We start from the raw sequence: 23,643 nt of genomic DNA, 5'->3' as shown, positions 1-23,643 counted from the left end.
CTCGGGGTCGGGTCAGGGCTGTTCCCGGATACCTGAATGATCATGCTCGGGGAGACTCGGCCGAGTGAGCCGGCGTCATGGGCGCCGCGCACCCGACCGATCCTCCTGGAGAGCAGCATGAGCCCTTCCACGCCCCGCACGACACGGCTGTCCGCCCTCGCCCTGTCCGTCCTCGCCGTCGCCGCCACCGTGGGCGGGTCCGTCACCGCCCACGCCGCGTCACCGGCGCACACCTCGGTCTCCGCATCCGCGGGACGGTCCTCCTTGGACGCCGGGGCACTGCGTGAGGCGATCACCATCCGGCCCGGCGACCAGGCGACCGGTGCCGTGGCTCTGGTGCACGCGTCGGGGCAGAAGTGGAGCGGTGCGGCCGGGGACGTCCACACCGGCAAGCGGGTATCCGACAAGGCCCACTTCAGAATCGGCAGCATCGCCAAGACCTTCGAGGCGGTCGTGCTGCTGCAGCTCTCGGCCGAAGGACGGGTGGACCTCGACGGGACGGTTCAGCACTACCTTCCGGGGCTGCTGCCGGATACCTTCCAGCCGATCACCGTCCGCCAACTGCTCAACCACACCAGCGGTCTGCCCAGCGACTTCGAGGGCGCACCGGAACCGACCGGCGACGAGCAGATCGCCACCCGCTTCGACTACTTCACCTTCGACCAGGTCATCCAGGGCACGCTGCGTCCCCGGGGCAGGGCCTGGCCCGGCCCGCACTTCGCGCCCGGCAGCAAGCAGGAGTACAACTCCTTCGGCTACCGCGTCGCCGGAAAGCTCATCGAAGACCTCACCGGCCACTCCCTCAAGCGCGAGATCACCGACCGCGTCCTGAGGCCGCTGGGCATGCGGCACACCTCGGTACCGGCGGGCAACGGAACGGTGCCCCGCCCCTATCTGCCCGGATACCTGCCCACCGGCGACGGCACGCTCGTCGACGTCAACGAACAGGGCGGCAACCCCTCCCAGATGATTTCCACGACGGCCGACCTCGACCGTTTCATGACCGCCCTCTTCACCGGCCGACTGCTGCGCCCCGCCCAGAGCGCCGAGCTGCGCGCCCTTCCCCGCGACGCGGACGGCAAGCTCCTGCCCTACGCCAACGGCTCCAACTGCAACACCGGACGCGACAAGGGCTCCGCCTGCTTCAGCGTCGCCCTGATGTCCTTCCCGCTGCCCGACGGCACGCTCATGTGGGGCAAGACCGGGCACGACTACGGATACGCGAGCGGTGTCTTCGCCACCCCCGACCTGAGCCGTCGCGCCGTCTACGCCGTGGGCACCGACTCCTTCGGCGACGGCGCGGCACCCAAGATCACCGGCCGTCTGGCGGCCGCCGCGTTCGGCTCGAACGGCTCGAACGGATAGAACGGACACAACCGCTCCGAGCGTTTCCCGCCCGCGGGCGGCCACGGCCCGACGGCCCGGAAGGGGAGGCTCACGCGCTGCTCCGCCAGCCGTACCGGCTGGTGCGCACCCGACGGCGGAACCCGGCGACCACCGGATGCCTGTCCTGCTGCTCCCGGGACCGCCGGTCGAGCTCCTCCACCAGCCGCCGGGACCGCTCCTCCACGTCCAGCTCGTCCAGGATCCGGTCGATCTCGGTGAGGATCGCACCGTGCAGCTGCCACTGACGCGGGTGCTCCAGCACCCGCACCAGGAGCAGATCGGCGGCCCGGTCCCGGCTGGCGCGGCCCGCGGCCAGCTCGCTGACCAGCCTGTCCTCCGCGTTCTCGGCGTTGGTGCTCACCTGCGTGGTGATCAGCACCGCGAAGCTCTCGACGGCGAGGGCGAGGTGGACGAACACCTCCTTCAACGCCGCCGCCACCTCTTCCTCGAACAACGGCTCGTCCGTCCGTTCCTTGGCGAGGTCGGTCAGCGACCGGCACGTCACCCGCAGCACGACGGCGGCGATCTCCAGGGCGTCCAGACCGGTCCGCAGCACCACCCGGAACAGCTGCCCCTCCTTGACCCGGGGGTTGAGCCGCAGACTGTCCTCGGCCTGCCGGAGTTCGGCGTCCACCTCGACGATGTCGTGGTCCAGCCGACGGGCCTCGTAGAGCCGGGCCGCGGCCTCCGCGACCGTCGTACGGCCGCCGACCTCGTCACCGATGTGCCGCAGCAGCCGGCCCATCCGGCGCGACAACTGCTCGATGGCCTCACTGGCCGGCTGCACCCACACCGGAGGGGCGAAGAAGACATTGAACAACAGCCCCACGACCGCGCCGATCAGCGTTTCCAGCACCCGGTCCCACGCACTCTCCGCCACCCGGGTGACCCCGAGGACGAGCATGGCGCTGATCGCCACCTCGGGAACGAACTCGCCCGCACGGACGAACCGCCCGATCACCAGGGAAGCCAGGATGATCAGCCCCAGGCTCCACCAGGTGAGCCCCACCATGGTGGAGAAGCCGATGGCGATGAACACCCCCACCACCACGGAGTTCACCCTGCGGATGCTGGTGGTCAACGTGGAGTAGAGGGTGACCTGGACGACGAGCAGGGCGGTCAGCGGCGCCGTCAGCGGCACGGGCTCGCTGCTCAGCCACAGTGCCACCACATAGGAGATCACCGCGGCCGTGGTGGACCGCACGGTCTGCGTGACCGCGGGTTCTCTGCCGCGCCGGACGAGCGTCGTCAGGGGATCGGGGAGGTCGGGCACTCTGTGCCTGTTCCCTCTCAGCCGCACCACAGACACCGTCCGACTCGGAGCCACCCGGGTGGCTCCACGCGTGCGACAGGCGGCGCTCCCACCCCGGGCGGAGGCGCCCACACCCCGGCCGCGCTCAGAGCATGCCGGGGCGCCCCGTCCGGCCCCTGTCGGCTTCTCGTGGGGGAGCGGACGGGGGCGGGACCGCGCCGGGAGAGACGGGCGGCCGGAGAACGGCGGTGATACCGGCGGACGTCCAGTGCCCCCGTGCCCCGGGGCGCCCGGCCAGATACCCCGCCGCCTGCCCGGCGGTCCACCCGTGTGCCTCCATGAGACCCGAGGCGAGATGCCGGAGATAGGCGGCGGACGGGGGACGGCCGGCCACCTCGCCGACGGCCCAGGGGGCGGTGAAGGTGAGAACGGGAAGACCGTCCAGGAACCCCGGGCACACCAGCGTCTCGTACCGCCCCGGGCCGATCCGCGCCCGGCCGTGCGCGACCACCTCCCGCAGATCCGTCTCCGGCCCCGGGTCCGTGTACATCTCCTGGGCCGCGATGCCGGAGAACTGCGCCACCGAGACGAGGTAGGCGCGCGCCGGCGCCTCACCCCCGGCGTCGGGATCGTAGAAGGCCCGGCCACCGCCCCAGACGGGCGACTCGGTGGCGAAGTACACGATCCCCGGCAGCAGTACCGCGCAGGAACGCTCGGGCTGCCGGGCGTCCGCGCAACCCGGGTATGTCCGCGCCCCGTCGGGATGCCGGCCTCCGGCGAGGTAGTACGTCAGACGCCGCGCATCCATGTTCGAGCCGTAGGCGGCGTACCAGACACGGCCGGCGGGCCCGGTGAACACGCCCAGGGGTTCGAGCCGTCGCGGGGAGACCGCCGTTCCCCCGGACACGGCCTAGTCCCCGCGCAGGGACGTCAGCCTGAGGCGGAGTTCCACCTCGTGCTCGCCCGACACCGTGCCGTGCTCCTCGACGTCGAAGGCCGCGGCCAGCTTCTGCCGGACCTCACGCACGGGGTGGGCGGGACCGAAGAGGTCCACCGTGACCGGACCGGTCAGGGGCGCGGGAACGGACTTCGCGTCACCGCGCGTCCGGGCGTCGACGATCGTGCACCAGACCACCGGGTTCTCCCCGGTGGACCGCGACGCGCGGGTCTCGCTCCGCGCCGGACCGGTGCCCTCGGGGAACGCGTTCTCCAAGGCGCCGAACACCACGTTCGCGTCCTCGTGCCCACAGTCGGTCAGATGGACACTGACGTGATCCGCACTCTCGGGGGCGCTCATCACCCGTGCTCCTCTGCCGTCGGGGACCCTGCCGGGCCGGAAAACCACTCCCACCGTACGAGGGCAAAGGAGCCTCGGCAGCACGACAGGGCCATCCGTGGCCGTGTCGACCCCCAGGGCGTAATTCGCCGTTGTGCGGGGAAAGGTCGGGAACGGCCGGGGTCGGCAGCGACAGGCCGCCCCGGCGCGCGTTCGTTCACGCGCGGATTCGGATGAGAGGCAAGAGGCATGGCAACAGGCACGGTGAAGTGGTTCAACGCCGACAAGGGATTCGGGTTCATCTCCCAGGACGACGGCGGTCCCGACGTTTTCGTCCACTTCTCAGCCATCCAGACCACCGGGTACAAGGAGCTGCTGGAAGGCGCCCACGTGGAGTTCGACGTCACCCAGGGGCCGAAGGGCCCGCAAGCGGAGAACGTCGTCCCGCAGGACTGAGCCCCGGGCGGGCCGGCCGGGAGCCGCCCGGCGGGCCCGCCCGCAGCAGGGTGTCCGTCAGGGGGGTGGTGAAGACGCGGTACGGGTCGTAGCCGTCGAGCGTGGCCACCGCCCGGTTCCAGGTGGGGTGCGGCCCGTGGCCGAAGGACTCGGGGATCCGCCCGCCCAGCACCGCCGGATCGCGCCAGGCCCCCTCCGCCGTGTGCGCCCATCGCTTGGACCACTCCACCCGCGGCGCCGCGTAGGAGCCGTCGTAGGTGCGGTGGTAGAACGCCTCCAGATCCCGGTAGAAGGAGTGTGACCCGGGGGTCTCCGCGAAGGTGGCGACCTCCACCCAGACCGCCGTGTCCCACTCGGGGCGGTCCTCGCGCGGGCGGACCGCGGAGAGCGCGGGAGCCCGCGCGCCCGCCACGCCGACCTCGGCCGGGTCGTCGAGTCCGCTGACCCGCAGCCAGACGCCGACGTTGACCGGGAACAGACCGCGCGAGCGGTAGTCCTCCAGCAGCCGCTGGTAGAACGCGGCGAACTCGGAGACCACGCGCTGCACCGAGCCCCGGCTCGTCAGGATCGCGTAACTGCACAGGGTGCAGTGCAGGGTGGTCGGCTTGAGGAACAGCAGGATGTTCTTCGACCAGCCCCACACGTCCCAGGACAGGCCGGCCGTCAGGCCCGCCGCGACGGTGGTGTACTGGAGCCGCCCGAGGGCCGGGGTCAGCGCGGGTGCGCCCTTGATGATCCGCTCGGCCAGTTCGGAGACGTCGCGGGGGGTGGCGTTGACGAAGGGGAAGTTGTACGGGGTGCCCACCGGGCGGGACAGCGGGGGGCGGCTCGGGGCGACGCTCCAGACCTGGAGCCACGGGTGGGTGGTGAAGGGGAACCAGTTGACGACGACCCGCCCGGCGCGGTCCAGATATCCGGCCAGACTGCGGGCCGCGGTGGCCTGCCCGGGCGGCGCGAACAGCTCGGTGGCCGGTACGTCGAGATGGCTGACGCAGCGGAGCCGGTAGTTCTCACCCGCCCGCAAGGTGACCTCGGTGAGGAAGGACCGGCCGAGGTGGGTCAGGAACACCGCGCAGTCGGGGTGGGACCGCTCGAAGGTCCGCTCCACGTAAGCGCCCGCGGCGCCGTCCCACACCACGGCCTTGAGCGAGGTCACCAGATTGCTCAGCGAACCGTGGCCGTGCCCCGGCATCCGTCTCTCGCCGTGGGGCGGGACCACGCTGCCGTGCCCGTCGATCGCGAGGACTCCCCCCACGGTCACGGCGCCGATGACGGGCACCGGGGTGAGCCCGAGGCCGTGCCGCTCCAGAAAGCCGAGCAGGGCGTCCATGGTCGCGCCGGGCTGGACCCGCACGGTGGCCGGCGAGAGGGACTCCATGCGCACGGCCGTCAGATGCCGGGTCGTGTCGACCAGGACGACCTTCGCCGCCGCCGGTGTCCCGTCGGCCACGGTCAGCGGTGCCCAGCTGTGCCGGGCGCCGCGGGGCCGTACGGTCCAGCCCCGGCTGCGGGCCCATTCGGCCACCGCGACCACCTCCGCGGCGTCGCGCGGGGCGCAGGTCCACAGTGGGTCCGTCCGGACCTCGCCCTCCCAGTTCTCGTAGACCTCCCGGTACAGACCGAGGGAAGCGGGGAACCCGGGCGGTGCCGCGGCGGCCGCGGCGGCCCGGGGCTCCCGGCCGGCCAGGGTCCAGCCGCCGGCCAGCGCGACCGGGGCGGCGAGTACGGTGCGGCGTGGCACGCCGTCGGCCGGCTGTCGCTCTCGCACCTGACGGCTCCTCACGATCGGATCGGGAGCCGGCGCCGGCTCCCCTTGAGCGCCTTCCGCCCATCAGAGCCCGGTTCCTGCCCCGGGGGCGCCGGAGCCCGCTCATGTTCCCCCGTTCAGGGGAAAGTTCATGAGAACGGGAGAGAACGGGAGGGGAAGGCGCCGCGGGCCGCCTCATGTGTCCAGGAGGGTCCGCAGATCGATGATCTCGTAGCCGCGGGCACGGACGGCGTCGATGATCAGGGGCAGGGCCAGGGCGTCGAGGACGGGCCCGCCGTCCGCGCTGCCGACGTGCATCTGGACGATCTCCCCGGGCGTCAGGGCGGCCAAGGCCCGGTCGACGGCCTTTTCGACCGTCATGCCGCCGGCCGTACCGAGGTAGCCGTTGGTGTCGGCGCTGAATTCGATGTCCGCGAAGCCCAGGGCGTTGACCGCCGCGATCCCTTGCGCAGTGGTGGCGCTGTAGGGAAAGCGGAAGAACGGCAGCGGCTGCGTTCCCGTCGCCTCGCGAAGGGCCCGGTCGGCCCGTGTCACCTCCTCCTGCGCCTCACGTGGGGTGAGTTCGGCGAATCGCGGGTGGCTGTGGGAGTGGTTGCCGATGCCGTGCCCGGCCGCCATCGCCCGGGCCACCGCGGGGTGGCGTTCGGCGAACTGCCCGGTCAGGAAGAACGTGGCCGGGGCGTGCCGCTCGCGCAGCACCTTCAGCACGGTGTCCACCCCGGCTCCGTCCCACGCGGCGTTGAACGTCAGGGCGACCACCGGCCGGGTGGTGGGGATCCGCCGGATCTCCCGGCCGAACAGCCGCCGCACCGGATCGGGGTCGGCGCCGTCCGCCGACGCCGGGGGCACCTCGCGCACCGCGCCGCCGGTCGCCCCCACCGGCCCCACGACCAGGGCGAGCGTGGCCGACAGGGTGGCGAGGAGCCGTGCCGCGAGGGTCATCGATCGGTTCATACCCACCCAACGCGGCGCCCCCAGGACATGACACGGCCGGATACCGGCCGCCGATGCGGCCGTCCGGGCCGCCTCAACTCGTGCCCTGGGCGATACAATTGAGCCCGGACACATCTCCCGTCAGTCCCGTACGAGGAAGGCAGGTCCGTGAGCGGTCTCAACAAGGGGCTCGCAAAGGTCGAGGTGACGCTCAAGTGGGACCCGAGTCCCACGGGCACACCGGCCAACGACCTCGACATCGTCGCCGCGACCTACTCCGCGGGCGATCCGTACGGTGAGCCCGAGTACGTCGTGCACTTCGGCAGCCGGTCGCCCGACGGCACCATCACCCTCAACAGGGACAGCCGCACCGGTCAGGGCTTCGGTACCGACGAGGCCATGACCTTGGAGCTCGACCGGTTGTCCCCCCGGTTCGTCCGTGTCGTGGTGGGCGTGGTCATTCAGCAGGGAGAGGGGCGGAAGACGTTCGGCGAGGTGCCGAACACCGCCGTCCGGGTCCGTGAGGACCGCACGGAGCTGGTGAGCGACGACTTCGTCGGTGTCCTCGACGCCACGGCGGCGACCGTCGCGGAGTTCACCCGGGGCTCCTCGGGCGAGTGGGTGTTCCGCAAGGCCGTCCACGGATTCGACGCCGACCCGGAATCCTTCGTCGCCCTGATGGGCCGCAAGCCGACCTCGCCGTAGGCCGGGTCCGGAAAGCCCCGCCCGGCCCGGGACGCCTGGCCCGCACGCCGGGTATGGCGAAAAGTCATTGGGCAGAACGGGTGTCCGACCAGCAGAATGCCTTCATGAACGACCGGCTCGACGATGTACCCGGCGCCCCCGCGGCGGCCCGGACAGCCCATCACGTCACCACGCCCCTCACCGCGGACCTCGTGCGCGGTGCCCTGGATCTGGAGCGCACCGAGCGGGGGGTGCTGCCGCACCGGCTGCCCGCCCGGGCCCGTGCGCAGTGCGCCGACGGCCAACTGACCATGGCGGAGTCCCAGCCCTCCGGCGTACGGCTGGTGTTCCGCACGCGCGCCACCACCGTCGAGCTGGACGCGCTGCGCACCAAGAACGCCTACCAGGGCGCTCCGCCCCGCCCCGACGGCGTGTACGACCTGATGGTCGACGGCCGGCCCGCCGGGCAGGCCAGTGTGACCGGCGGCAACGTCCTGATGGTGGACATGACCACCGGGTCGGCGGAGCTGCGGCCCGGCCCGGTCGGTACCGTCCGGTTCTCCGGCCTCCCCGACCGCGTCAAGGACGTGGAGATCTGGCTGCCGCACAACGAGATCACCGAGCTGGTCGCCCTGCGCACCGACGCCCCCGTCGAGCCCCTGCCGGACGGGGACCGCAGGAAATGGCTGCACCACGGCAGTTCGATCAGCCAGGGATCCAACGCCGCGAGCCCCAGCACGACCTGGCCCGCGCTGGCCGCCTCCCTCGGCGGTGTGGAACTGACCAACCTGGGCCTGAGCGGCAGTGCCCTGCTCGACCCGTTCACCGCCCGGGCCCTGCGTGACACCCCCGCCGACCTGATCAGCGTCAAGATCGGCATCAATGTCGTCAACACCGACCTGATGCGGCTGCGGGCCTTCGGCCCCGCGGTGCACGGCTTCCTCGACACCGTCCGCGAGGGCCACCCCACCACTCCGCTGCTGGTCGTCTCGCCCGTTCTGTGCCCCATCCACGAGGACACCCCCGGCCCCAGCGCCCCGGACTTCAGCGACCTCGGCGCGGGAAACCTCCGGTTCCGGGCCGCGGGCGACCCCGCGGAGCGGGCCGCCGGAAAGCTGACCCTCAACGTCATCCGGGCCGAACTGGCCCGCATCGTGGAGCAGCGGTCGGCCGAGGACCCGAATCTGCACTACCTCGACGGCCGCGAACTCTACGGTGAGGCGGACCACGCCGAACTGCCGCTGCCCGACCGGCTCCACCCCGACGCCGCCGCACACCGCCGCATCGGCGAACGCTTCGCCGCCCTGGCCTTCGGAGCCGACGGCCCGCTGGCTGCCCGGCGCGGCTGAAACGCCCGGCGCGGCTGAAACGCCCGGCGGGGCTGAAACGCCCGCTCCCGTGGTGCTCCGATCACGGTCGGAGCACCACGGGAGCGGGGGGCCGGGACATCACCCCAGTCGTACGAGCTTCGAGCCGAAGCCCGGTTCGCTCAAATCCTTCCGCAGCGCCACCGGCACCTTCGCCGCGCCCGGCCCGTCGCCCACCGTCAGCACACCGACCTCGGTACCGGCCTTGGCCTCGTGCGGAACGGCCCGGCCGCCGTCGGCGAGCTTGAAGGTGGGCTTGAGCCCCGGCCAGCCGGCGCTCTTGAGATCGGCGGTGGCCACCAGCGGGGTCCTGCCGCCCAGCCCGTCGTCGACGTACCCGACGACCTGGCCCTTCTTCACCACGGTGGCGGAGACGAGGGCGTCGCGGATGCCCGCGATCACCTTCTGGCTGTTGTCCAGCGCGCGCTTGAGATGGGCGTTGGAATCCCCGCCGGCCATGCGCTGATCCATCGTCACTCCGAGGATCAGCTGGTCCTTGTCGTCCACCGTCCGGTAGGCCGCCCACATCAGCGCACCACCGGCCGGCGTGTTCGAACCGGTCTTGATGCCGGCCGTGCCCGGCTGCGTGGACAGGAGCGCGTTGTTGTTGTAGATCGGTTCCTTCAGGCCGGGGATCGTGGCGCTGGGCGTCCGGACGACCTTTCGGAAGACTTCGTTCCGCATGACGGCCTCGGCCAGCTTGAGCTGGTCGACGGCGGTGCTCTTGGTCGACTCCTTCAAGCCGCTGGGGTCGGTGTAGACCGTGTCCTTCATGCCCAGTTCCCGGGCGGCCTTGTTCATCTTCTCGGCGAACGCGTCCTCGGAACCCGCGTCCCAGCGTGCCAGCCGCCGGGCGGCATTGTTACTGGAGGGGATCATCATCATCTGGAGCATCTGCTCCTGCGTGAACCGCTGCCCCTCCTTGAGCGGCACCCTCGACTCGTCCGTCTTCGCGGAATCCGCCTCCGCCTGGGCGTCGATCGTGATCTGCTCCCCGCTCTCGCCCTTCTTGAGGGGGTGGTCCTTGAGAATCACATACGCCGTCATCACCTTGGCGACGCTCGCGGTCGGCATGGGCTTCTGCTCACCGGACGTCCCCAGGCTGCCGGCGCCCACGACCTTCGCCGCGGACTGCCCGTGGTCGGGCCACGGCACGGAGAAGGCGTCACCCCGGAACGTGTAGGACGCCGAACCCTCCAGAGCGAGCGTCGGCTCCGGCAGCGGCCGCAGCAACTGCGCGGTCACCACACCGACCGCGAGCACCACCACCACGGGCCCCCAGATCCGCAACCGCCGGACGACCGAGCGCGTCGGTGTCCGCGGCGGGGCCGGGGTGTTGGTCAACTGCGCCAGCAGGTCGAGCGGGGGCTTCGGCCGCTGCTCCGGCTGCTCGGGCCCGGACAGCGCGCCCGGCCGGGCGGCGTCGGCGGGGGCGGGAGCGACGGCCGGGCCGGGGCCCGCCGCCGCGCGGCCGGGGGTGCCGGCCGCCGGAGGCCGGGGCGGGGTGACCGGCTCGGGCTGCCGCCGCACCGGTGGTTCCGGTGCCGACGTCACGGGCGCGGGCCGGTCGGGCTTCGGCGCGGCCGGCCGGGGAGCGCCGCCGCTCGGCGCGGCCCCGGGCACCGGGCGCTTCGCACCGGTGCCCGGGGTCCGGGCAGTGTCGTCCCCGCCGTCTTCCCCTGCCTCTTCCCCCTGGCCTGTTCCCGCGCCTGTCTCCGCGTCCGTTCCCGTGTCTTCCTTCGTGTCCTCTCCCGCGCCGACGGCGGGGAGCACCGTCGTCTCCTCCGCCGCCGTGTCGGTCCCGCCCGTCGCCCAGCGAGGCGTCTGCCGGGGCCCGGCCGGTTCCTTCGCGGCACTCGACGGAGCTTCGCCCGCCGTCGGCGTATCCGTGCCCGCCGAGAGCGAGCGCCGGGGGTCGGCGCGCGGACCCCGGTCGGTGCGAGCGTCGTCCTCCGTCACCGGGCGCGGTGCCGCGGCCCGGGCCCCGGCCTCGGCCTTCGGCGCGTCGCCCCCCTGCCCCGGGCGCTCGGCTGCCGCCTCCGGTGCCTTTGGGGCGGACGGCGCCTGCGGGGGCCCCGCCTGGGCCCGGTCCTGCTTCGACTCGTCGGGGGACTCGCTCGTCACCGACAGCTCTTTCATACGCCGCACTGCCTTGCCTGTGTTGTTGATGAGGATCCGCGTCCCGGGGCCGTGGCGGGCATGGTGGACTCCCGCGCGCCCCGTCGGCGTACAAGACGGGCGGACATACCTTCTGGTTCCCCGTGGAAAACCCCTATCTGATCATGAAGGGGGTATTCCCCGACCGGCCTCCGCGACGTCGGGCAACCGGTGGCGGGAGCGAGGGCGGCTGCGCCATGCTGGCGCGATGGACGAGGAACCCCTGAGGGACTGGGCGCGGCGGCGCGAGGCGGACCGGGAACGCAAGAAGGGGCGACTGCGCGCGGTGCCGCTGGGTCCGGGGCGGCACCGCGGATTCCATGTGCATCCCCAGGCTCCGCGCGTCATCGAGCAGTGGGACGGCTACGCGTGGACCCCGGTGACCGTCGCGGACGATCTGGCCGCGGCGCGGGGCCTCCTCCATCCCGCGGAGCCCGCCGGGGAACCGGCGGGGGAGTGGGACCGCCCGGCCCCGGGGAAACCGCCCGGGAAGCACCGGAAGCCGGAGCCCACCGACCGCCGGGAGATCTGACGGGCCGCCGCCTCACCGGCCCGCGCGCGCCCCGTGGGCGACGGACAGCCGTTCCACGGCCGCCACGACCCGCGCCGCGCCGTCCTCGGCGTTGATCCGCGCGGCGAGCGCCCGGGCCCGGTGGCGGTAGGCGGGCTCCGCCACGGCCCGTCGCAGGGCCGCCGCCAGCCGGCCGGCGGACAACTGCGCCAGTGGGACGGGCCCGGGCCCGACCCCCAGAGTGGTCAGCCGGTGAGCCCAGAAGGCGGCGTCCAACTGCGCCGGTACGGGGACGGCGGGCACGCCGGCCCGCAGCCCGGCCGCGGTGGTGCCGGCACCCGCGTGGTGAACGACCGCGGCCATCCGCGGAAAGAGCCAGTGATGCGGGATGTCGTCGACGGCCAGCACGTCGTCCCCCGCCACCGACAGCTCCGACCAGCCGGTCTGGACGACCGCGCGGACCTTGGCCGTCCGCAGGGCGGACCCGATGAGGGCGCCCAGCCGTTCGGCGTCCGCGACGACCAGGCTGCCGAAGCCCACATACACCGGCGGCGGCCCCGACGCGAGGAAGTCGACCAGCCGTGGCGGGGGCTGCCAGTCCGGCGGCGGCGACGGCCACCAGTAGCCCGTCACCCGCAGGCACGACGGCCAGTCGGCCGGCCGGGGCACCACACTCGGGGAGAAGCCGTGCAGGACGGGCATGCCCCGCCGGACGGCCCGTCGGCGTTCGGCACCGGCGCCGAGGGCAGGGAGCCCGAGGTCCTCGCGCAGTCCGCGGACGGTGGGCGTGAGGAGCCGGTCGGCGAACGCCTGGACGGCGTGGCCCACGAGCAGATCGCCCCGGCGGCCCAGGGAGCGGGTTCCGGTGAGCACGTGCGGGAACTCGCGGGTGGGGGTGAGCGGCTGGAGGAAGAGCCCCATGGCGGGCACGCCGAGCGCCTCGGCGACGGGCAGCCCCAGCGGCATGGTGGTGGTCGTCAGCAGCAGCAGATCGGTGCCCTGCCGGGCCGCGTCGAGCAGGCCCCGTCCCAGGGCGGGCATGATGACGCGGGCCACGCGCAGCATTTCCATGATGGCCCGCGGTCCGGTCCCGGCGTGCAGGACGCGCTGCCCGGCGGCGGAGGCGAGCTGGGCGCGCGGATCCACGGGCAGGGAGCGGAAACCCAGCCCGGCCTCCCGGACGAGACCGGCGAAGCCGTCGTGGGTGGCGATGGTCACCTCGTGCCCGGCTTGTCGCAGACGGACACCGAGCCCGGTGTAGGGGGCCACGTCGCCACGGGACCCGCCGGTCGCGATCAGGAGTCGCATGGCAGGCAGTATCGCGGAGCGGCGCACCGGTGTACCACCGAGTCGGCGGGACCCGCCGGAATCCGTGCCCCGGCACCCGTCGGCTTCCACCGGGCTCCCGCGCACCGCCACGGGCACGACGGCACGCGGGCGGCCCGCCCCCGGGAGCCGTCGTGCCGCCGTGGCGCGCTACGTGGCGAACGCGCTACTTGACGAAGCGGACCTCGGGGTAGGCGGCCGAGGGCCGGTTCAGCAGCGGGCTCGGACGGCCGCGCAGATGCCGGTCCATGAAGGCGGCCACGTACGCCCGGATGACGGGGGCCGCACGGTCCCCGGCGAGGGTGCCGAAGGCCCGGCCCCGCTGGTTTTCCGGAATCTGCCCGCCGAGGTCGAACCGGCCGTCCAGCCAGGGCACATCGGTGAACGTCATATGGCCGCCGGTGGGCACGTCGAGCCAGCGCTGCCAGCCGGAGAAGTGCCGTCGCCGCTCGCTCCAGTTGGCGTCGGGCACGGGCCCGCCGGACCGCTGGGCGCCGAACAGCAGCACCGGGCGGTGCACATCGCGCGCCGGCGGGGCGGTGAAGAAGTCACCGTCCATGTTGACCGCGGCGTCGACGCGCCGGTCCGTGCCCAGGGCCTCGACGGCGCTCGCGCCGCCGATGGAGTGCCCGGCCACGGCGATGCGGCCGGCATCGACGGGGACGCCGGTGCCCGGCCGGGTCAGCCGGTCGAGCAGGAAGCCGATGTCCTTGACCCGGTTGGGCACGACGCGGCCGGCGTCCAAGTGCCCACAGGTCAGACAGGGTTCGATCCGGCCGCCGGGGAACTCCACCGGGGCCTCGTAGGTGTGGTCCAGCGTGGCCACCACATAACCGCGGCCCGCCAGTTCCTCGGCCAGGGAGGTCAGCGTGAGACGGCTCATGCCGAAACCGGGGGAGAGGACCACCAGCGGGCGGGCACCGGGCGCCGCGGGGGCGTCCACGGTGGCATGGGTGCGCACGGTCGCGAGCGCGTCGGTGCCGAACACGGCGGTGGACAGCGCGGCGGACGCGTACGGGGCCGGGCGGGCGGAGGGCCGCAGGGCCGGATACCACAAGGAAGCCATCAGCTGACGGTGGCCCGCCTCCGGCTTCCACGGGTCGGTCCGGGTGGTGTCCACCAGATGCAGGGACTTGGTGCCGATCAGTTGCTTCCCGGTGGGGGCGGGCAGCACCGGCGAGGACGGTGGGGGCGCCGCCGCGGCGGACGGTATTCCCCCCAGGAGGGCGGACAGGAGGGCGAAGCACGCGGCGGCCGACCGCAACGGAAGACGAGACATGATCACACGCTACGACGGGCCGTGATCCCCCGGGACAAGGGGGGTGGTTACGCGGCGTACCGATGACGAGCGTGGGTACGCGGCGCGTATGGACACCCCTACGCAACCTCACCTCCGCACCGCCCCGACGCACGGGGCGCCATGTTTGAGCACTCCCCGACGGGTAACGCGGTGGGCGAGGTCGATATGACGAACACAGCGCACGGCTCCGACGCTTCGGGGAACGGCGCGGGGAAGGAGCGGAGCGCCGAGAAGGGGCGCCCGCCGTCCGCCGTGGAAATCCTGCGGCTCGCCCGGGCACAGTTCACCGAACTCACCGGCACCCCACCGGAATCGGTGTCCTCCTTCGAACAGGCGGAGGACGGCTGGGTCGTCCGGGTCGAGGTTCTCGAACTCGCCCGCGTCCCCGACACGATGAGCCTGCTCGCGACCTACGAAGTCATTCTCGGGCCGGACGGCGAACTCACCACGTACAAGCGCGTCCGGCGCTACGAGCGCGGGAAAGCGGACCCTTCCTAGCGGCTCGGTCCCCTCGACCGCAGGGCGTCACGCACGTCCCGCGCACACCGACCAGTCAAAGGAGGACCGGACGGCATGAGTGTTGTTCCGGCACAACAAGGCCGCGGTGGCGGCGGCGGTACCAGTGGACTCTACGACGTCCTGGAACTCGTCCTCGACCGAGGCCTCGTGATCGACGCCTTCGTGCGTGTCTCGCTCGTCGGCATCGAGATCCTGAAGATCGACATACGGGTCGTCGTCGCGAGCGTCGACACCTATCTGCGGTTCGCCGAGGCATGTAACCGGCTCGACCTGGAGGCCGGCCCGAACCGGAGCCCCGGCCTGCCGGAGATCGTCGGCGACATGACCGAGTCCGGTGCCCGCGGCAAGACCAAGGGCGCCCTGTCGGGCGCCGCCCAGACCGTCTCGGACGCCTTCCAGCAGGCCCGTGACGAGGGCGAGAGCCGTTCGGAAGCCAAGCCGCGCGCCCGGCGCAGCACGTCGAGCCGCAGGAAGGAGGAGCAGGAGTGAGCACCTACGTCTACGGCATCGCGCGCCGTTCGCACCCCAGCCCCGACGCGGAACTCGCCGGTGTCGGCGACCCGCCGCGACCGGTCCGCACCCTGGCCGAGGGGGACCTCATCGCGCTGGTCAGCGACGCGCCCGAGGATCTGCGGCCCAAGCGCCGTGACCTGCTGGCCCATCAGCGCGTCCTCACCCACGCCGCCGCGACGGGCCCGGTACTGCCGATGCGCTTCGGTGGCGTCTCACCTGACGACGCCGCGGTGAAGTCGGTCCTGGCGGAGCGCGCGGAGCACTTCGAGGAGCGGCTCACCGCCCTCCACGACAAGGTCGAGTACAACGTGAAGGCCTCGCACAACGAGGACGTCGTGCTGCACCAGGTGCTCGCGGAAAACGCCGAGCTGCGTGCCCTGACCGAGGCCAACCGGGCGGCGGGCGGCGGGACGTACGAGCAGAAGATCCAGCTCGGTGAGCGCATCGTGGCCGCCGTCCAGCAGCGCGAGACGCGCGACGCCGAACTCGTCCACGACACGCTCACGGGCGCCGCCACGGCCGTCAGCCGCGGCCCCGCCTCCACCGGCTGGCTGGTGAGCGTCTCGTGTCTGGTCGCCCGCGCCGACACGGACCGGTTCCTCGCCGCCGTCGACGCGCTGATCAAGGACAACCCCCAGCTCGAGGTGCGGCTCAGCGATCCGCTTCCGCCCTACAGCTTCGTGGAGTGACGTCCCATGGGCCTGCTGGGTGAACTGTTCCTGCTCCCGGCGGCACCCATCCGCGGCACCCTCTGGGTGCTCGGACGGGTGGCCGCCGAGGCCGAGCGGCAGTACTACGACCCGTCGGCCGTGACGCGTGAACTCGCCGTCCTCGAGGAGCGGCTGGAGGCGGGCGAGATCGACGAGGCCGAGTTCGACCGCCGCGAGGACGAGCTCCTCGACAGACTGGAGAAAGGCAAACCGTCGACATGAACAACAGGACGGCACTGGGGCTCGCCGTAGGCGCGGGCTATCTGCTGGGACGTACCAAGAAGGCGAAATTCGCCCTCACCGTCGGCACGCTGGTGATGGGCAAACGCATGAACCTCGGGCCGGGTGCCCTGACCGAGTTCGTCACCGACCGGCTGCGCGACAACCCGCAGTTCAAGGAGATCGGTGACCAGCTGCGCAAGGATCTGCGCGGTGTGGGCAAGGCCGCCACCGGCGCCCTCGTCAACCGCCGCATCGACGCGCTGGCGGACCGGCTGCACGAGAGCACCCTCGACGTGCGGGACCGCGTCTCCGGCGTCGCCCCCGCTCGTGACGAGGAGGAGCCGGACGAGGAGACGGACGAGCCCGAGGCGGCCGACGAGCACGAGGACGAGCACGAGGACGCCGACGAGGGCAAGGGCGAGGAGGAGCGGGTGCGCAAGCCCGCCCGCAAGCCGGCGGCCCGGCAGGCCGCGAAGAAGCAGGCTCCGAAGAGTCCGAAGAAGAAGCCCGCGGCCCGCAGGGCGGCCCCGTCCAAGGGAGGCCGGTCCCGTGACTGACACCAAGAGCGCGGGGAAGGGCCTGCTGGGGACCGTCGACGCGAAGACGGCCGACCGCCTCAAAGCCGAACTGCGCGACTACGCGCTCGCGCAGACCGAACGCGCGCTGGCGGGTCTCGGCCGCAAGCTCGGCGAGAGCACCGTCAAGCTCAACGACATCGCGGAGGGCCGCAGCCCGGGCTTCGCCCGGCTGGCCCTCGACGGCGGCCGCAAACTCGCCGAGGGCAAGGGCCCCTTGCGGGCCGGAGTGGAGATCGGGGCCGCGCGCCTGAAGGACGGCGCGAAGGACATGGTCAAGGGCATCGGAAAGGCCGGCGGCGGGCTCCGCAAGCAGGGACGCAAGGGCGGCGGGCGCAAACCCACCGTCGTCATGGAGTCCGTCGACGTCGGCGTGCCGGTCCGGGTGGCCTACGACCAGTGGACCCGGTACCAGGACTTCCCGGCCTTCGCCGAAGGCGTCGAGGACGCCGGCGCCGTGGACGACACCGGCTCCGAATGGGACCTCAAGGTCTTCTGGTCCAGCCGCCACTGGACGGCACACACCACCGAGCAGATACCCGACGAGCGGATCGCCTGGACGGCCCGGAGCGCGAAGGGCACGGGCAAGGGCGTCGTCACCTTCCACCCGCTCGCCGAGAGCCTCACCAGGATCCTGCTGGTCATCGAGTACTACCCCAAGGGGCTCTTCGAGCGGACCGGCAACATCTGGCGTGCCCAGGGCCGTCGGGCACGCCTCGACCTCAAGAACTTCGCGCGCTACATCGCACTGCGCGGCGAGGCGGAGGAGGGCCGGCGCGAGGAGATCCGCGACGGGGAGGTCGTCCGGGAGGACGACGACCCGCCGGCGGACGACGAGGAGTCGTACGCCGCCGAGGACGCCGACGAGGCCGACGACGAAGCCGGGGAGGCCGAGGAAGCGGAATACGACGACGCATACGAGGACGAGGACGACCAGGGCGTCGAGGAAGACCTCGACGAGGACGACGACATTGACGCCGAAGACGCCGCCGAAGACATTGACGAGGATGCCGACGAGGGCGACGCCGACGAGGACGAGCGCGGACGCCGCGGCCGGAAGAGCCGTCGATGACGATGCCGAGCCGACTCCCCGACCCCTACGTCCCCGACGGGGCGAGCGCCAACCTCGCCGACATCCTGGAACGCGTCCTGGACAAGGGCGTCGTCATCGCCGGGGACATCCGTATCAACCTTCTCGACATCGAACTGCTCACCATCAAGCTCCGCCTGGTCGTCGCCTCGGTCGACAAGGCGAAGGAGATGGGGATCGACTGGTGGGAGACCGACCCCTCCCTGTCGAGCGGCGCCCGGCGGCGTGAACTCGCCGAAGAGAACGAGAGGTTGAGGGAGCGGATCGCGGCTCTGGAGGCGGGGACGTCCGACGCGTCGGCCGAACGGGAGGAATCGCGATGACGAAGCTGTGCTACGTATACGCCGTGACCCGCCCGTTCGACACCGCCCTGCCCGAGGGTCTGGTGGGAGTCGGCGGTGGGGCCCCTCGGCTGCTGGCCCACGACGGCCTCCTCGCCGTCGTCGGTGACGTACCGGCCGACGACTTCGCCGAGGAACCGCTGCGGGCCCGGCTGGAGGACCTCGACTGGCTCACCGCGACGGCCCGCGCCCACGAAGCCGTGATCGGGTCCCTCACCGCGGTCACCTCCCCGCTGCCGCTGCGTCTGGCCACGGTCTGCAACGACGACGAGGGGGTGCGGCGTCTCCTCGACTCCGGGCGCGAGCGTTTCACCCGGTCCCTGGAGCGCCTGGACGGGCGCGTCGAATGGGGGGTGAAGGCCTATGCGCGCGAAGCCCCCGAAGCGCCACGCGAGGACCCCGAACCGGCGGGGCAGACGAATCCGGCAGGGCCATCGAGCCAGTCGGGGCAGCCGGGTGCGGCCTCGGGCCGGGACTACCTGCGGCAGCGGCTGCGGCAGCGCAATGCCCGGTCGAGCATCCTGGCGGAGGCGGACACCGGTTCCCGGCAGCTCCACGAGGAGCTGTCCCGGCGCGCGGAGGACGTCCGCGTGCACCGGCTGCAGGACGCCCGGCTGCCCGGTGTGCCGCGCGGCAACGTCCTCAACGCCGCCTATCTCCTGCCGCGTGAGCAGAGCGAGGCGTTCGTCGAAGAGGTACGGCGGCTCGGGGAACGGAGCACCGGGATCCGGGTCGAGCTGACGGGCCCCTGGGCGCCGTATTCGTTCGCCGATGTGGCCCGCGACCCGGCCCACGACGGAAGCGAGGGACGATGAGCCTCGCCCCGCACGGACAACGCGAGGTGAGCCTCGTGGACCTGCTCGACCGGCTGCTGGCGGGCGGCGTGGTGCTCACCGGGGACCTCACCCTGCGCATCGCCGACGTCGACCTGGTACGCATCGACCTGAACGCGCTGATCAGCTCGATCGGACCCAAGGTCGCCTCGCCTTTCGAGCCGTTCGACGACGAGGAGGAGGGCGTATGAGCCGACGGGTGGAACTCGGCCCCGACACGGTGGAACGCGATCTGGCGCAACTGGTCCTCACCGTGCTCGAACTGCTCCGGCAGCTGATGGAGCGCCAGGCACTGCGCCGGGTGGAGATCGGTGACCTCGCCGCGGACCAGGAGGAGCGCATCGGCATCACGCTGATGCTGCTGGAGGACCGGATGACGATCCTGCGGGAGAGGTTCGGGCTCCGGCCCGAGGACTTGAACATCGACCTCGGCCCGCTGGGCCCCCTCCTGCCCCGGGACTGACCCGGAACCGACGCCCGGAACCGGCCCGGATGCGACCCGGGGCCGGCCCGGGGCGTCGCACGGTGTACGACCACCGGAGTAGGGCCCGGGCCCGTTACGGCCGGGGCGGCCGCCGACCTAGCCTCGGGCCATGGACACAGCGAACGGGACACTCGACGAAGCCCTGGCACGACTGCACGCCTCCGGTCCCGAGTACCGGGGATATCTCAGCAACCACGGACCGATGACGGTGGAGGCCCTGGCCCGCCGGGGCCGGGCCGACGCCGTCCACCGCTGGCTCGACGCGTACGAGACGAGGCTGGAGGACGTCCCGGGCCCGCGGGCCCGGATCTCCGAGGGCACGTGGCGGGAGGCGCTGGGGGATCCGCGCCGGGTCACCGACTGGACCACGTACTTCTCCCGCCAGGTGGCCGTGCGCCCCTGGCGGGAGGTACTGGCCGAGTGGTGGCCGCGGCTGCTGCCCGGTATCGCCGGTGCCGCCGCGCACCCCGTGATCCGCGTCGGCCACGCCGTACGCACCCTTCTGGCGGAGGGCGACGACACACCACGCGTCGCCGAACTGGCCCACGCGCTCGGGTACTGGGCGGCCCGGCACACGCGACTTCCGGTGTCCGTGCGCCCCTCCGGCCGGTCCACGCCCGCCGAGGCTCTCGCCGCCCTGCCCCGCGCCACCGACCCGAGCGGGCCCCCGGTGGAGCGGTACCAGCTGCTGCCCGGCACCCCGGGCTGGTCGCGGGCCGCGGAATCCCTGCACGTCCCCACGGCCCCGCAGGCCGTTCACGACGAACTGACCGCCCTCGTACGGGCGGCCACCCTCCACTACGGCGCGTACGGCCACGGCAACCCGGTCATGCTGGTCCACGCCGCGACCGCGCCGAGCGCGGTGCTGCGCACCCTGCCCGCCCTCCCGCACGAACTGTGGGGCCCTTCGTTCACCGTGGCCTGGACGGTGAGCGCGGCCATCACCTCCGTCTACGCCGCGCACACCCCCCGGCCGGTGTCCCCCGACGCCTCCTCGATGACCCCCGAGGAGGTCTTCGAGGAGGCCGCCCGAAGTGGCGACGCGCACGCCATCAAGTTCGCGGACACGGCCCTGGACGTGGCCGCCACCAGCCAGGACGGTGACAGCCGCGCCCTGTCGGCCGCCCTGAAGGCGGTCCGGCTGATCGAGGCGGACGGCTGACACCATGCCGGGCCCGCCCGCCCCGGGCGGGCGCTCGTCAGGGAGCGGCGACCACGGCACGCGAACGGTCGGCGGCGATCCGCACCGCGAAGGCGGCCAGCGCGGTGCCCATCGCGTAGCGGTGGATCCTGGCCCACAGCGGGCGCCCGGAGAAGAACGCGGAGACCGAACCCGCGGTCAGCACGAACACACCGTTCATGACGACACCCACGATGATCTGGGTGAGACCCAGCACCAGGCTCTGCGCCGCCACATGCCCCTTCTCCGGCTCGACGAACTGCGGCAGCAACGAGACGTACAGAATGGCGATCTTCGGGTTGAGCAGGCACGTCAGCATCCCCATGCCGAACAGCCTGCGGGGCCGGTCGGCTTCCAGCTCACGGGGGGAGAAGACGGACGACCCGCCCGGCCGCACGGCCTTCCACGCCAGCCAGAGCAGATACGCCGCACCGGCCAGCTTCAACGCCAGATAGATCTCCGGGACGAGCGAGAACACCGCCGCGATCCCGGCGGTCGCCGCCACCAGATAGATGAGGAAGCCGACCCCGACCCCGGCGAGGGAGATCATCCCCGCCCGGTATCCCTGGGACACCGAACGGGACACCAGGTAGATCATGTTGGGCCCGGGGGTGATCACCATGCCGAACGCCACGACCGCGATGCCCACTATCGCGCTGATGCTGACCATGTACGTCTCCTCAGTCTCCGAACGCCTGATAATGCCGACACGGGGGAGGGAACGCTTGATCGATTGAAATGCTTCCCTTGGCGGCGGGCGATCTGACGCCTCACCAGGGGAGTGCGCTGGTGCGGGGTGGCAGGAGGGCGGTCCGAGACGGCCGGCCGGACGCCAGGAGCGGAACCGCTCCGGCCCGGGCCTCGTCATAGCGGCGCAGTACCAGACGGGCCACGGCCTCGTGCGCGCCCAGCGGCGCACCGGTGACGCACGCGCCGCAGTCCGCCGCCCGCCGGGCGAAGAACCCGGGCGCCAGCAGGTAGGGGGCCACCGCGGTGCACCGGTGGCCCCGTGCCCGCAGGGCGGCGACGGCCTCACCGGGCGTGGGGGCCGCACCGCCCGACGCACCGCCCAGGTACGACGGCACCACCGGGCAGCCCAGCCGGGCCTGGAGCAAGCGCGCCGTCTCGGCCGTCGCGGCGTTCGCCGCCGGGTCGCGGGAGCCGGCGGCCGCGAGGACGACGGCCCCGCCCCGCGCGTGCCCCGCCCGGCCGGCCTCGCGCAGCCGGTCGGCGAGCGCCGTCACCAACAAGGGGTCCGGGCCGAGGACCCGGGCCACGGGAGCCCGCACGAATCCGGCGGTGGCCAGGGCGGCGGGGATGTCGGTGCGGACGTGGTAGCCGGTGCCCAGCAGCAGCGGCACCACGACGGGGGTGTCGCGCAGCCCTTCGAGGGTCTCGTCCAGGCCGGGAGCGCCGTGGTCGAGGAAGCCGGCCCGCACCCGCAGCCCCGGCCGCAGTCTCCGCACCTGCCCCAGGAGCCGCCGGACGGTCCGGATGCCCGCCGGGTCCCGCGTGCCGTGGGCGACGGCGACCAGCACCGGGGTGCGCGGGGCACGAGAGGCGGTCATCCGGCCCCCACCAGCCGGTAGCCGCGCTTGGGCACCGTACGGACCAGGCCCGCGTGCGGCCCCAGGGCCGACCGCAGGCGGGCTATCGCCACCTCCACCGCGTGCTCGTCGGCGCGGGCGTCCGGCCAGACCCGGCGCAGCAGTTCACCGCGGCTGAGCACATGGCCGTGCCGTTCGGCCAGGGCCCGCAGCAGGGCGGCGAGCAGCGGTGGCAGCCACTCCGCCGTGCCGTCGTGGAGCAGCGCGTTGCCCTGGAGCACCAACCGCCCGGGCGGGGGCAGGAGTTCCAGCCGGCCGCGCCCCGGCAGGACGTCACCGAGGGTGCGCACCAGCGAGCCCAGCCGGCCCCGCTCCGGGCAGTGCGGCCGAAGTCCCAGCTCCAGCAGCGGCCGTGCGCAGACCGTCCCCACGCACACCCCCAGCACGTCCCCGCGCAGCGCCGCCAGCAACGCGTCGCGGCGGCCCAGGGCGGCGGCCGTCTCCAGCAGGGCGACCACCGCCGGGGCGCTGGTGAAGGTCAGGGCGTGCACCTCGCCGCGTACGGTCGCCTCCACCAGCCTCCGCAGCGCCTCGGGGTCCTGAGGCGGACCCCACCGGTAGACCGGTACCTCGATGACCTCCGCGCCGCGCTCGCGCAATGCCGCGGCGAAGCCGTCGAGCGGCGCCCCGTGTTCCTGGATCGCCACCCGCCGGCCGCGCAGATCCCGGGCCAGCAGCCACGTCAGCAGCTCGTGATTGGCCTCGGAGGCGGGGGAGTAGGCCTCGTCGACGCCGCTCGCCCGCACCGCCCCGGTGGCCTTCGGCCCCCGGCTGATGACGGTGGCGCCGCGGCACAGCCGCGTGAGGTCCGCGCCGACGCCCCACCCCTCGGCGGTGCTCATCCAGCCGCGCCAGCCCAGCCCCGTGGTGGCCACCATGTAGTCCAGCGGCCCGGCGAGGCACCGCTCGGTGGCCCGGCGCAGTGCCGTGTCGTCCTCCAGCGGGACGATGCTGAGCGCGGGCGCCTCGATGACCCGGGCACCGCGCCGGCGCAGCAGCGCCACCAGCTCCTCGCGACGACGTGCGGCCGTGACCCCGATGGTGAAGCCCGTCAGCGGCCCCACGGGCGATTCGTTCAGTGGCGCGGTGGCCGTGCGGGTAGTCCTCATGAGTGCAGCCTCCGCGCCCGGTGTTTCCACCGGATTGCCTCGCC

General features: G+C 72.9%; 27 protein-coding genes. 16 read left to right on the top strand and 11 right to left on the bottom strand.

Annotation, left to right across the window (positions count from 1 at the left end):
- The first annotated feature begins 117 nt into the window (after positions 1-117).
- Positions 118-1,365, top strand: a complete 1,248-nt coding sequence (locus ACZ6MA_RS06160; protein WP_469431487.1) for a serine hydrolase domain-containing protein — start codon at positions 118-120, stop codon at positions 1,363-1,365.
- Positions 1,366-1,435: 70 nt separating this feature from the next.
- Here ACZ6MA_RS06160 and ACZ6MA_RS06155 read toward each other — a convergent pair whose 3' ends face one another.
- The 3 genes from ACZ6MA_RS06155 to ACZ6MA_RS06145 all read right to left on the bottom strand — a co-directional run bounded on the left by ACZ6MA_RS06155 (position 1,436) and on the right by ACZ6MA_RS06145 (position 3,935).
- Positions 1,436-2,659 (bottom strand): FUSC family protein, encoded by a 1,224-nt coding sequence (locus ACZ6MA_RS06155; protein WP_469431485.1) that lies wholly within the window; start codon positions 2,657-2,659, stop codon positions 1,436-1,438.
- A 124-nt stretch (positions 2,660-2,783) separates the two neighbouring features.
- Positions 2,784-3,545, bottom strand: a complete 762-nt coding sequence (locus tag ACZ6MA_RS06150) for a histone deacetylase (RefSeq protein WP_469431484.1) — start codon at positions 3,543-3,545, stop codon at positions 2,784-2,786.
- 3 nt (positions 3,546-3,548) lie between these two features.
- Entirely contained in the window at positions 3,549-3,935 is a 387-nt protein-coding gene (locus ACZ6MA_RS06145; protein ID WP_469431482.1) for a hypothetical protein, read from the bottom strand.
- Between the two features lie 228 nt (positions 3,936-4,163).
- Here ACZ6MA_RS06145 and ACZ6MA_RS06140 point away from each other — a divergent pair, with 228 nt between their 5' ends.
- Positions 4,164-4,370, top strand: coding sequence for a cold-shock protein (locus tag ACZ6MA_RS06140; RefSeq protein WP_469431480.1), 207 nt, complete (start codon positions 4,164-4,166; stop codon positions 4,368-4,370).
- On the opposite strand, the gene ACZ6MA_RS06135 is transcribed toward ACZ6MA_RS06140, so the two are convergent.
- Together ACZ6MA_RS06135 and ACZ6MA_RS06130 are read right to left on the bottom strand one after the other, a co-directional pair.
- Positions 4,318-6,138 (bottom strand): cholesterol oxidase substrate-binding domain-containing protein, encoded by a 1,821-nt coding sequence (locus ACZ6MA_RS06135; protein WP_469431479.1) that lies wholly within the window; start codon positions 6,136-6,138, stop codon positions 4,318-4,320. The genes ACZ6MA_RS06140 and ACZ6MA_RS06135 overlap by 53 nt on opposite strands.
- A 174-nt stretch (positions 6,139-6,312) precedes the next feature.
- Positions 6,313-7,080 carry a polysaccharide deacetylase family protein gene (locus ACZ6MA_RS06130; protein ID WP_469431478.1) on the bottom strand — a complete coding sequence of 256 codons (768 nt, stop codon included), beginning with the start codon at positions 7,078-7,080 and terminating at the stop codon, positions 6,313-6,315.
- 159 nt (positions 7,081-7,239) lie between these two features.
- Here ACZ6MA_RS06130 and ACZ6MA_RS06125 point away from each other — a divergent pair, with 159 nt between their 5' ends.
- Both ACZ6MA_RS06125 and ACZ6MA_RS06120 read left to right on the top strand, forming a co-directional pair.
- The gene (locus tag ACZ6MA_RS06125; RefSeq protein ID WP_469431477.1) at positions 7,240-7,776 is read left to right on the top strand and encodes a TerD family protein; all 537 of its coding nucleotides are present in this window, start codon (positions 7,240-7,242) and stop codon (positions 7,774-7,776) included.
- Positions 7,777-7,880: 104 nt separating this feature from the next.
- A complete protein-coding gene (locus ACZ6MA_RS06120; protein WP_469431475.1) occupies positions 7,881-9,104 on the top strand; it encodes a GDSL-type esterase/lipase family protein in 1,224 nt (407 codons plus the stop codon).
- A gap of 99 nt (positions 9,105-9,203) precedes the next feature.
- Here ACZ6MA_RS06120 and ACZ6MA_RS06115 read toward each other — a convergent pair whose 3' ends face one another.
- A complete protein-coding gene (locus ACZ6MA_RS06115; protein WP_469431473.1) occupies positions 9,204-11,246 on the bottom strand; it encodes a D-alanyl-D-alanine carboxypeptidase family protein in 2,043 nt (680 codons plus the stop codon).
- Positions 11,247-11,487: 241 nt separating this feature from the next.
- Here ACZ6MA_RS06115 and ACZ6MA_RS06110 point away from each other — a divergent pair, with 241 nt between their 5' ends.
- A complete protein-coding gene (locus ACZ6MA_RS06110) occupies positions 11,488-11,811 on the top strand; it encodes a DUF6087 family protein (RefSeq protein ID WP_469431472.1) in 324 nt (107 codons plus the stop codon).
- 12 nt (positions 11,812-11,823) lie between these two features.
- Here the strand turns inward: ACZ6MA_RS06110 and ACZ6MA_RS06105 are convergent, their stop codons facing one another.
- Together ACZ6MA_RS06105 and ACZ6MA_RS06100 are read right to left on the bottom strand one after the other, a co-directional pair.
- On the bottom strand, positions 11,824-13,098 hold the full coding sequence (locus ACZ6MA_RS06105; protein WP_469431471.1) for a glycosyltransferase: 1,275 nt from the start codon (positions 13,096-13,098) through the stop codon (positions 11,824-11,826).
- A 184-nt stretch (positions 13,099-13,282) separates the two neighbouring features.
- On the bottom strand, positions 13,283-14,395 hold the full coding sequence (locus tag ACZ6MA_RS06100) for an alpha/beta hydrolase family protein (RefSeq protein ID WP_469431470.1): 1,113 nt from the start codon (positions 14,393-14,395) through the stop codon (positions 13,283-13,285).
- 186 nt (positions 14,396-14,581) lie between these two features.
- Between ACZ6MA_RS06100 and ACZ6MA_RS06095 the strand changes: the two genes are divergently transcribed.
- The 11 genes from ACZ6MA_RS06095 to ACZ6MA_RS06045 all read left to right on the top strand — a co-directional run bounded on the left by ACZ6MA_RS06095 (position 14,582) and on the right by ACZ6MA_RS06045 (position 20,865).
- Positions 14,582-14,914, top strand: coding sequence for a gas vesicle protein GvpO (locus ACZ6MA_RS06095; protein WP_469431468.1), 333 nt, complete (start codon positions 14,582-14,584; stop codon positions 14,912-14,914).
- 75 nt (positions 14,915-14,989) lie between these two features.
- Positions 14,990-15,424 carry a gas vesicle structural protein GvpA gene (locus ACZ6MA_RS06090; protein ID WP_469431467.1) on the top strand — a complete coding sequence of 145 codons (435 nt, stop codon included), beginning with the start codon at positions 14,990-14,992 and terminating at the stop codon, positions 15,422-15,424.
- Positions 15,421-16,137 (top strand): GvpL/GvpF family gas vesicle protein, encoded by a 717-nt coding sequence (locus tag ACZ6MA_RS06085; RefSeq protein ID WP_469431465.1) that lies wholly within the window; start codon positions 15,421-15,423, stop codon positions 16,135-16,137. The genes ACZ6MA_RS06090 and ACZ6MA_RS06085 overlap by 4 nt, the downstream gene beginning before the upstream one ends.
- A 6-nt stretch (positions 16,138-16,143) precedes the next feature.
- The gene (locus ACZ6MA_RS06080; protein ID WP_469431463.1) at positions 16,144-16,380 is read left to right on the top strand and encodes a gas vesicle protein GvpG; all 237 of its coding nucleotides are present in this window, start codon (positions 16,144-16,146) and stop codon (positions 16,378-16,380) included.
- Positions 16,377-16,937 (top strand): DNA primase, encoded by a 561-nt coding sequence (locus ACZ6MA_RS06075; RefSeq protein WP_469431461.1) that lies wholly within the window; start codon positions 16,377-16,379, stop codon positions 16,935-16,937. The genes ACZ6MA_RS06080 and ACZ6MA_RS06075 overlap by 4 nt, the downstream gene beginning before the upstream one ends.
- Positions 16,930-18,027 (top strand): SRPBCC family protein, encoded by a 1,098-nt coding sequence (locus tag ACZ6MA_RS06070; protein ID WP_469431459.1) that lies wholly within the window; start codon positions 16,930-16,932, stop codon positions 18,025-18,027. The genes ACZ6MA_RS06075 and ACZ6MA_RS06070 overlap by 8 nt, the downstream gene beginning before the upstream one ends.
- Entirely contained in the window at positions 18,024-18,368 is a 345-nt protein-coding gene (gene gvpJ, locus ACZ6MA_RS06065; protein ID WP_469431457.1) for a gas vesicle protein GvpJ, read from the top strand. The genes ACZ6MA_RS06070 and gvpJ overlap by 4 nt, the downstream gene beginning before the upstream one ends.
- Entirely contained in the window at positions 18,365-19,201 is an 837-nt protein-coding gene (locus tag ACZ6MA_RS06060) for a GvpL/GvpF family gas vesicle protein (RefSeq protein WP_469431456.1), read from the top strand. Before gvpJ ends, ACZ6MA_RS06060 begins: the two co-directional genes overlap by 4 nt.
- On the top strand, positions 19,198-19,410 hold the full coding sequence (locus tag ACZ6MA_RS06055) for a gas vesicle protein (RefSeq protein WP_469431455.1): 213 nt from the start codon (positions 19,198-19,200) through the stop codon (positions 19,408-19,410). Before ACZ6MA_RS06060 ends, ACZ6MA_RS06055 begins: the two co-directional genes overlap by 4 nt.
- Positions 19,407-19,682, top strand: a complete 276-nt coding sequence (locus ACZ6MA_RS06050; RefSeq protein ID WP_469431454.1) for a gas vesicle protein K — start codon at positions 19,407-19,409, stop codon at positions 19,680-19,682. Before ACZ6MA_RS06055 ends, ACZ6MA_RS06050 begins: the two co-directional genes overlap by 4 nt.
- Positions 19,683-19,812: 130 nt before the next feature.
- Entirely contained in the window at positions 19,813-20,865 is a 1,053-nt protein-coding gene (locus tag ACZ6MA_RS06045) for a questin oxidase family protein (protein ID WP_469431452.1), read from the top strand.
- A 37-nt stretch (positions 20,866-20,902) separates the two neighbouring features.
- Here the strand turns inward: ACZ6MA_RS06045 and ACZ6MA_RS06040 are convergent, their stop codons facing one another.
- The 3 genes from ACZ6MA_RS06040 to ACZ6MA_RS06030 form a co-directional block, all read right to left on the bottom strand.
- Positions 20,903-21,553: a LysE family translocator gene (locus ACZ6MA_RS06040; RefSeq protein ID WP_469431450.1), complete on the bottom strand. Its 651-nt coding sequence runs from the start codon at positions 21,551-21,553 to the stop codon at positions 20,903-20,905.
- Positions 21,554-21,653: 100 nt separating this feature from the next.
- Positions 21,654-22,451, bottom strand: coding sequence for a sirohydrochlorin chelatase (locus ACZ6MA_RS06035; RefSeq protein WP_469431449.1), 798 nt, complete (start codon positions 22,449-22,451; stop codon positions 21,654-21,656).
- Entirely contained in the window at positions 22,448-23,599 is a 1,152-nt protein-coding gene (locus tag ACZ6MA_RS06030) for a uroporphyrinogen-III synthase (protein ID WP_469431447.1), read from the bottom strand. The genes ACZ6MA_RS06035 and ACZ6MA_RS06030 overlap by 4 nt, the downstream gene beginning before the upstream one ends.
- Positions 23,600-23,643: the final 44 nt, after the last annotated feature.

The sequence above is a fragment of the Streptomyces sp. NPDC042259 genome, from assembly GCF_055582085.1.
The sequence above is the reverse complement of the archived record's forward strand: the minus strand, read 5'-3'. Positions and strand labels throughout refer to the sequence as shown.

Excerpts from the sequence above, each read along its gene's own strand:
- ACZ6MA_RS06035 (WP_469431449.1), bottom strand. The coding sequence starts at position 22,451 with ATGACCGCCTCTCGTGCCCCGCGCACCCCGGTGCTGGTCGCCGTCGCC.
- ACZ6MA_RS06145 (WP_469431482.1), bottom strand. The coding sequence starts at position 3,935 with ATGAGCGCCCCCGAGAGTGCGGATCACGTCAGTGTCCATCTGACCGAC.
- ACZ6MA_RS06105 (WP_469431471.1), bottom strand. The coding sequence starts at position 13,098 with ATGCGACTCCTGATCGCGACCGGCGGGTCCCGTGGCGACGTGGCCCCC.
- ACZ6MA_RS06130 (WP_469431478.1), bottom strand. The coding sequence starts at position 7,080 with ATGACCCTCGCGGCACGGCTCCTCGCCACCCTGTCGGCCACGCTCGCC.
- ACZ6MA_RS06080 (WP_469431463.1), top strand. The coding sequence starts at position 16,144 with ATGGGCCTGCTGGGTGAACTGTTCCTGCTCCCGGCGGCACCCATCCGC.
- ACZ6MA_RS06120 (WP_469431475.1), top strand. The coding sequence starts at position 7,881 with ATGAACGACCGGCTCGACGATGTACCCGGCGCCCCCGCGGCGGCCCGG.
- ACZ6MA_RS06050 (WP_469431454.1), top strand. The coding sequence starts at position 19,407 with ATGAGCCGACGGGTGGAACTCGGCCCCGACACGGTGGAACGCGATCTG.
- gvpJ (WP_469431457.1), top strand. The coding sequence starts at position 18,024 with ATGACGATGCCGAGCCGACTCCCCGACCCCTACGTCCCCGACGGGGCG.
- ACZ6MA_RS06055 (WP_469431455.1), top strand. The coding sequence starts at position 19,198 with ATGAGCCTCGCCCCGCACGGACAACGCGAGGTGAGCCTCGTGGACCTG.
- ACZ6MA_RS06160 (WP_469431487.1), top strand. The coding sequence starts at position 118 with ATGAGCCCTTCCACGCCCCGCACGACACGGCTGTCCGCCCTCGCCCTG.
- ACZ6MA_RS06095 (WP_469431468.1), top strand. The coding sequence starts at position 14,582 with ATGACGAACACAGCGCACGGCTCCGACGCTTCGGGGAACGGCGCGGGG.
- ACZ6MA_RS06140 (WP_469431480.1), top strand. The coding sequence starts at position 4,164 with ATGGCAACAGGCACGGTGAAGTGGTTCAACGCCGACAAGGGATTCGGG.
- ACZ6MA_RS06060 (WP_469431456.1), top strand. The coding sequence starts at position 18,365 with ATGACGAAGCTGTGCTACGTATACGCCGTGACCCGCCCGTTCGACACC.
- ACZ6MA_RS06075 (WP_469431461.1), top strand. The coding sequence starts at position 16,377 with ATGAACAACAGGACGGCACTGGGGCTCGCCGTAGGCGCGGGCTATCTG.
- ACZ6MA_RS06110 (WP_469431472.1), top strand. The coding sequence starts at position 11,488 with ATGGACGAGGAACCCCTGAGGGACTGGGCGCGGCGGCGCGAGGCGGAC.
- ACZ6MA_RS06090 (WP_469431467.1), top strand. The coding sequence starts at position 14,990 with ATGAGTGTTGTTCCGGCACAACAAGGCCGCGGTGGCGGCGGCGGTACC.
- ACZ6MA_RS06040 (WP_469431450.1), bottom strand. The coding sequence starts at position 21,553 with ATGGTCAGCATCAGCGCGATAGTGGGCATCGCGGTCGTGGCGTTCGGC.
- ACZ6MA_RS06045 (WP_469431452.1), top strand. The coding sequence starts at position 19,813 with ATGGACACAGCGAACGGGACACTCGACGAAGCCCTGGCACGACTGCAC.
- ACZ6MA_RS06100 (WP_469431470.1), bottom strand. The coding sequence starts at position 14,395 with ATGTCTCGTCTTCCGTTGCGGTCGGCCGCCGCGTGCTTCGCCCTCCTG.
- ACZ6MA_RS06030 (WP_469431447.1), bottom strand. The coding sequence starts at position 23,599 with ATGAGGACTACCCGCACGGCCACCGCGCCACTGAACGAATCGCCCGTG.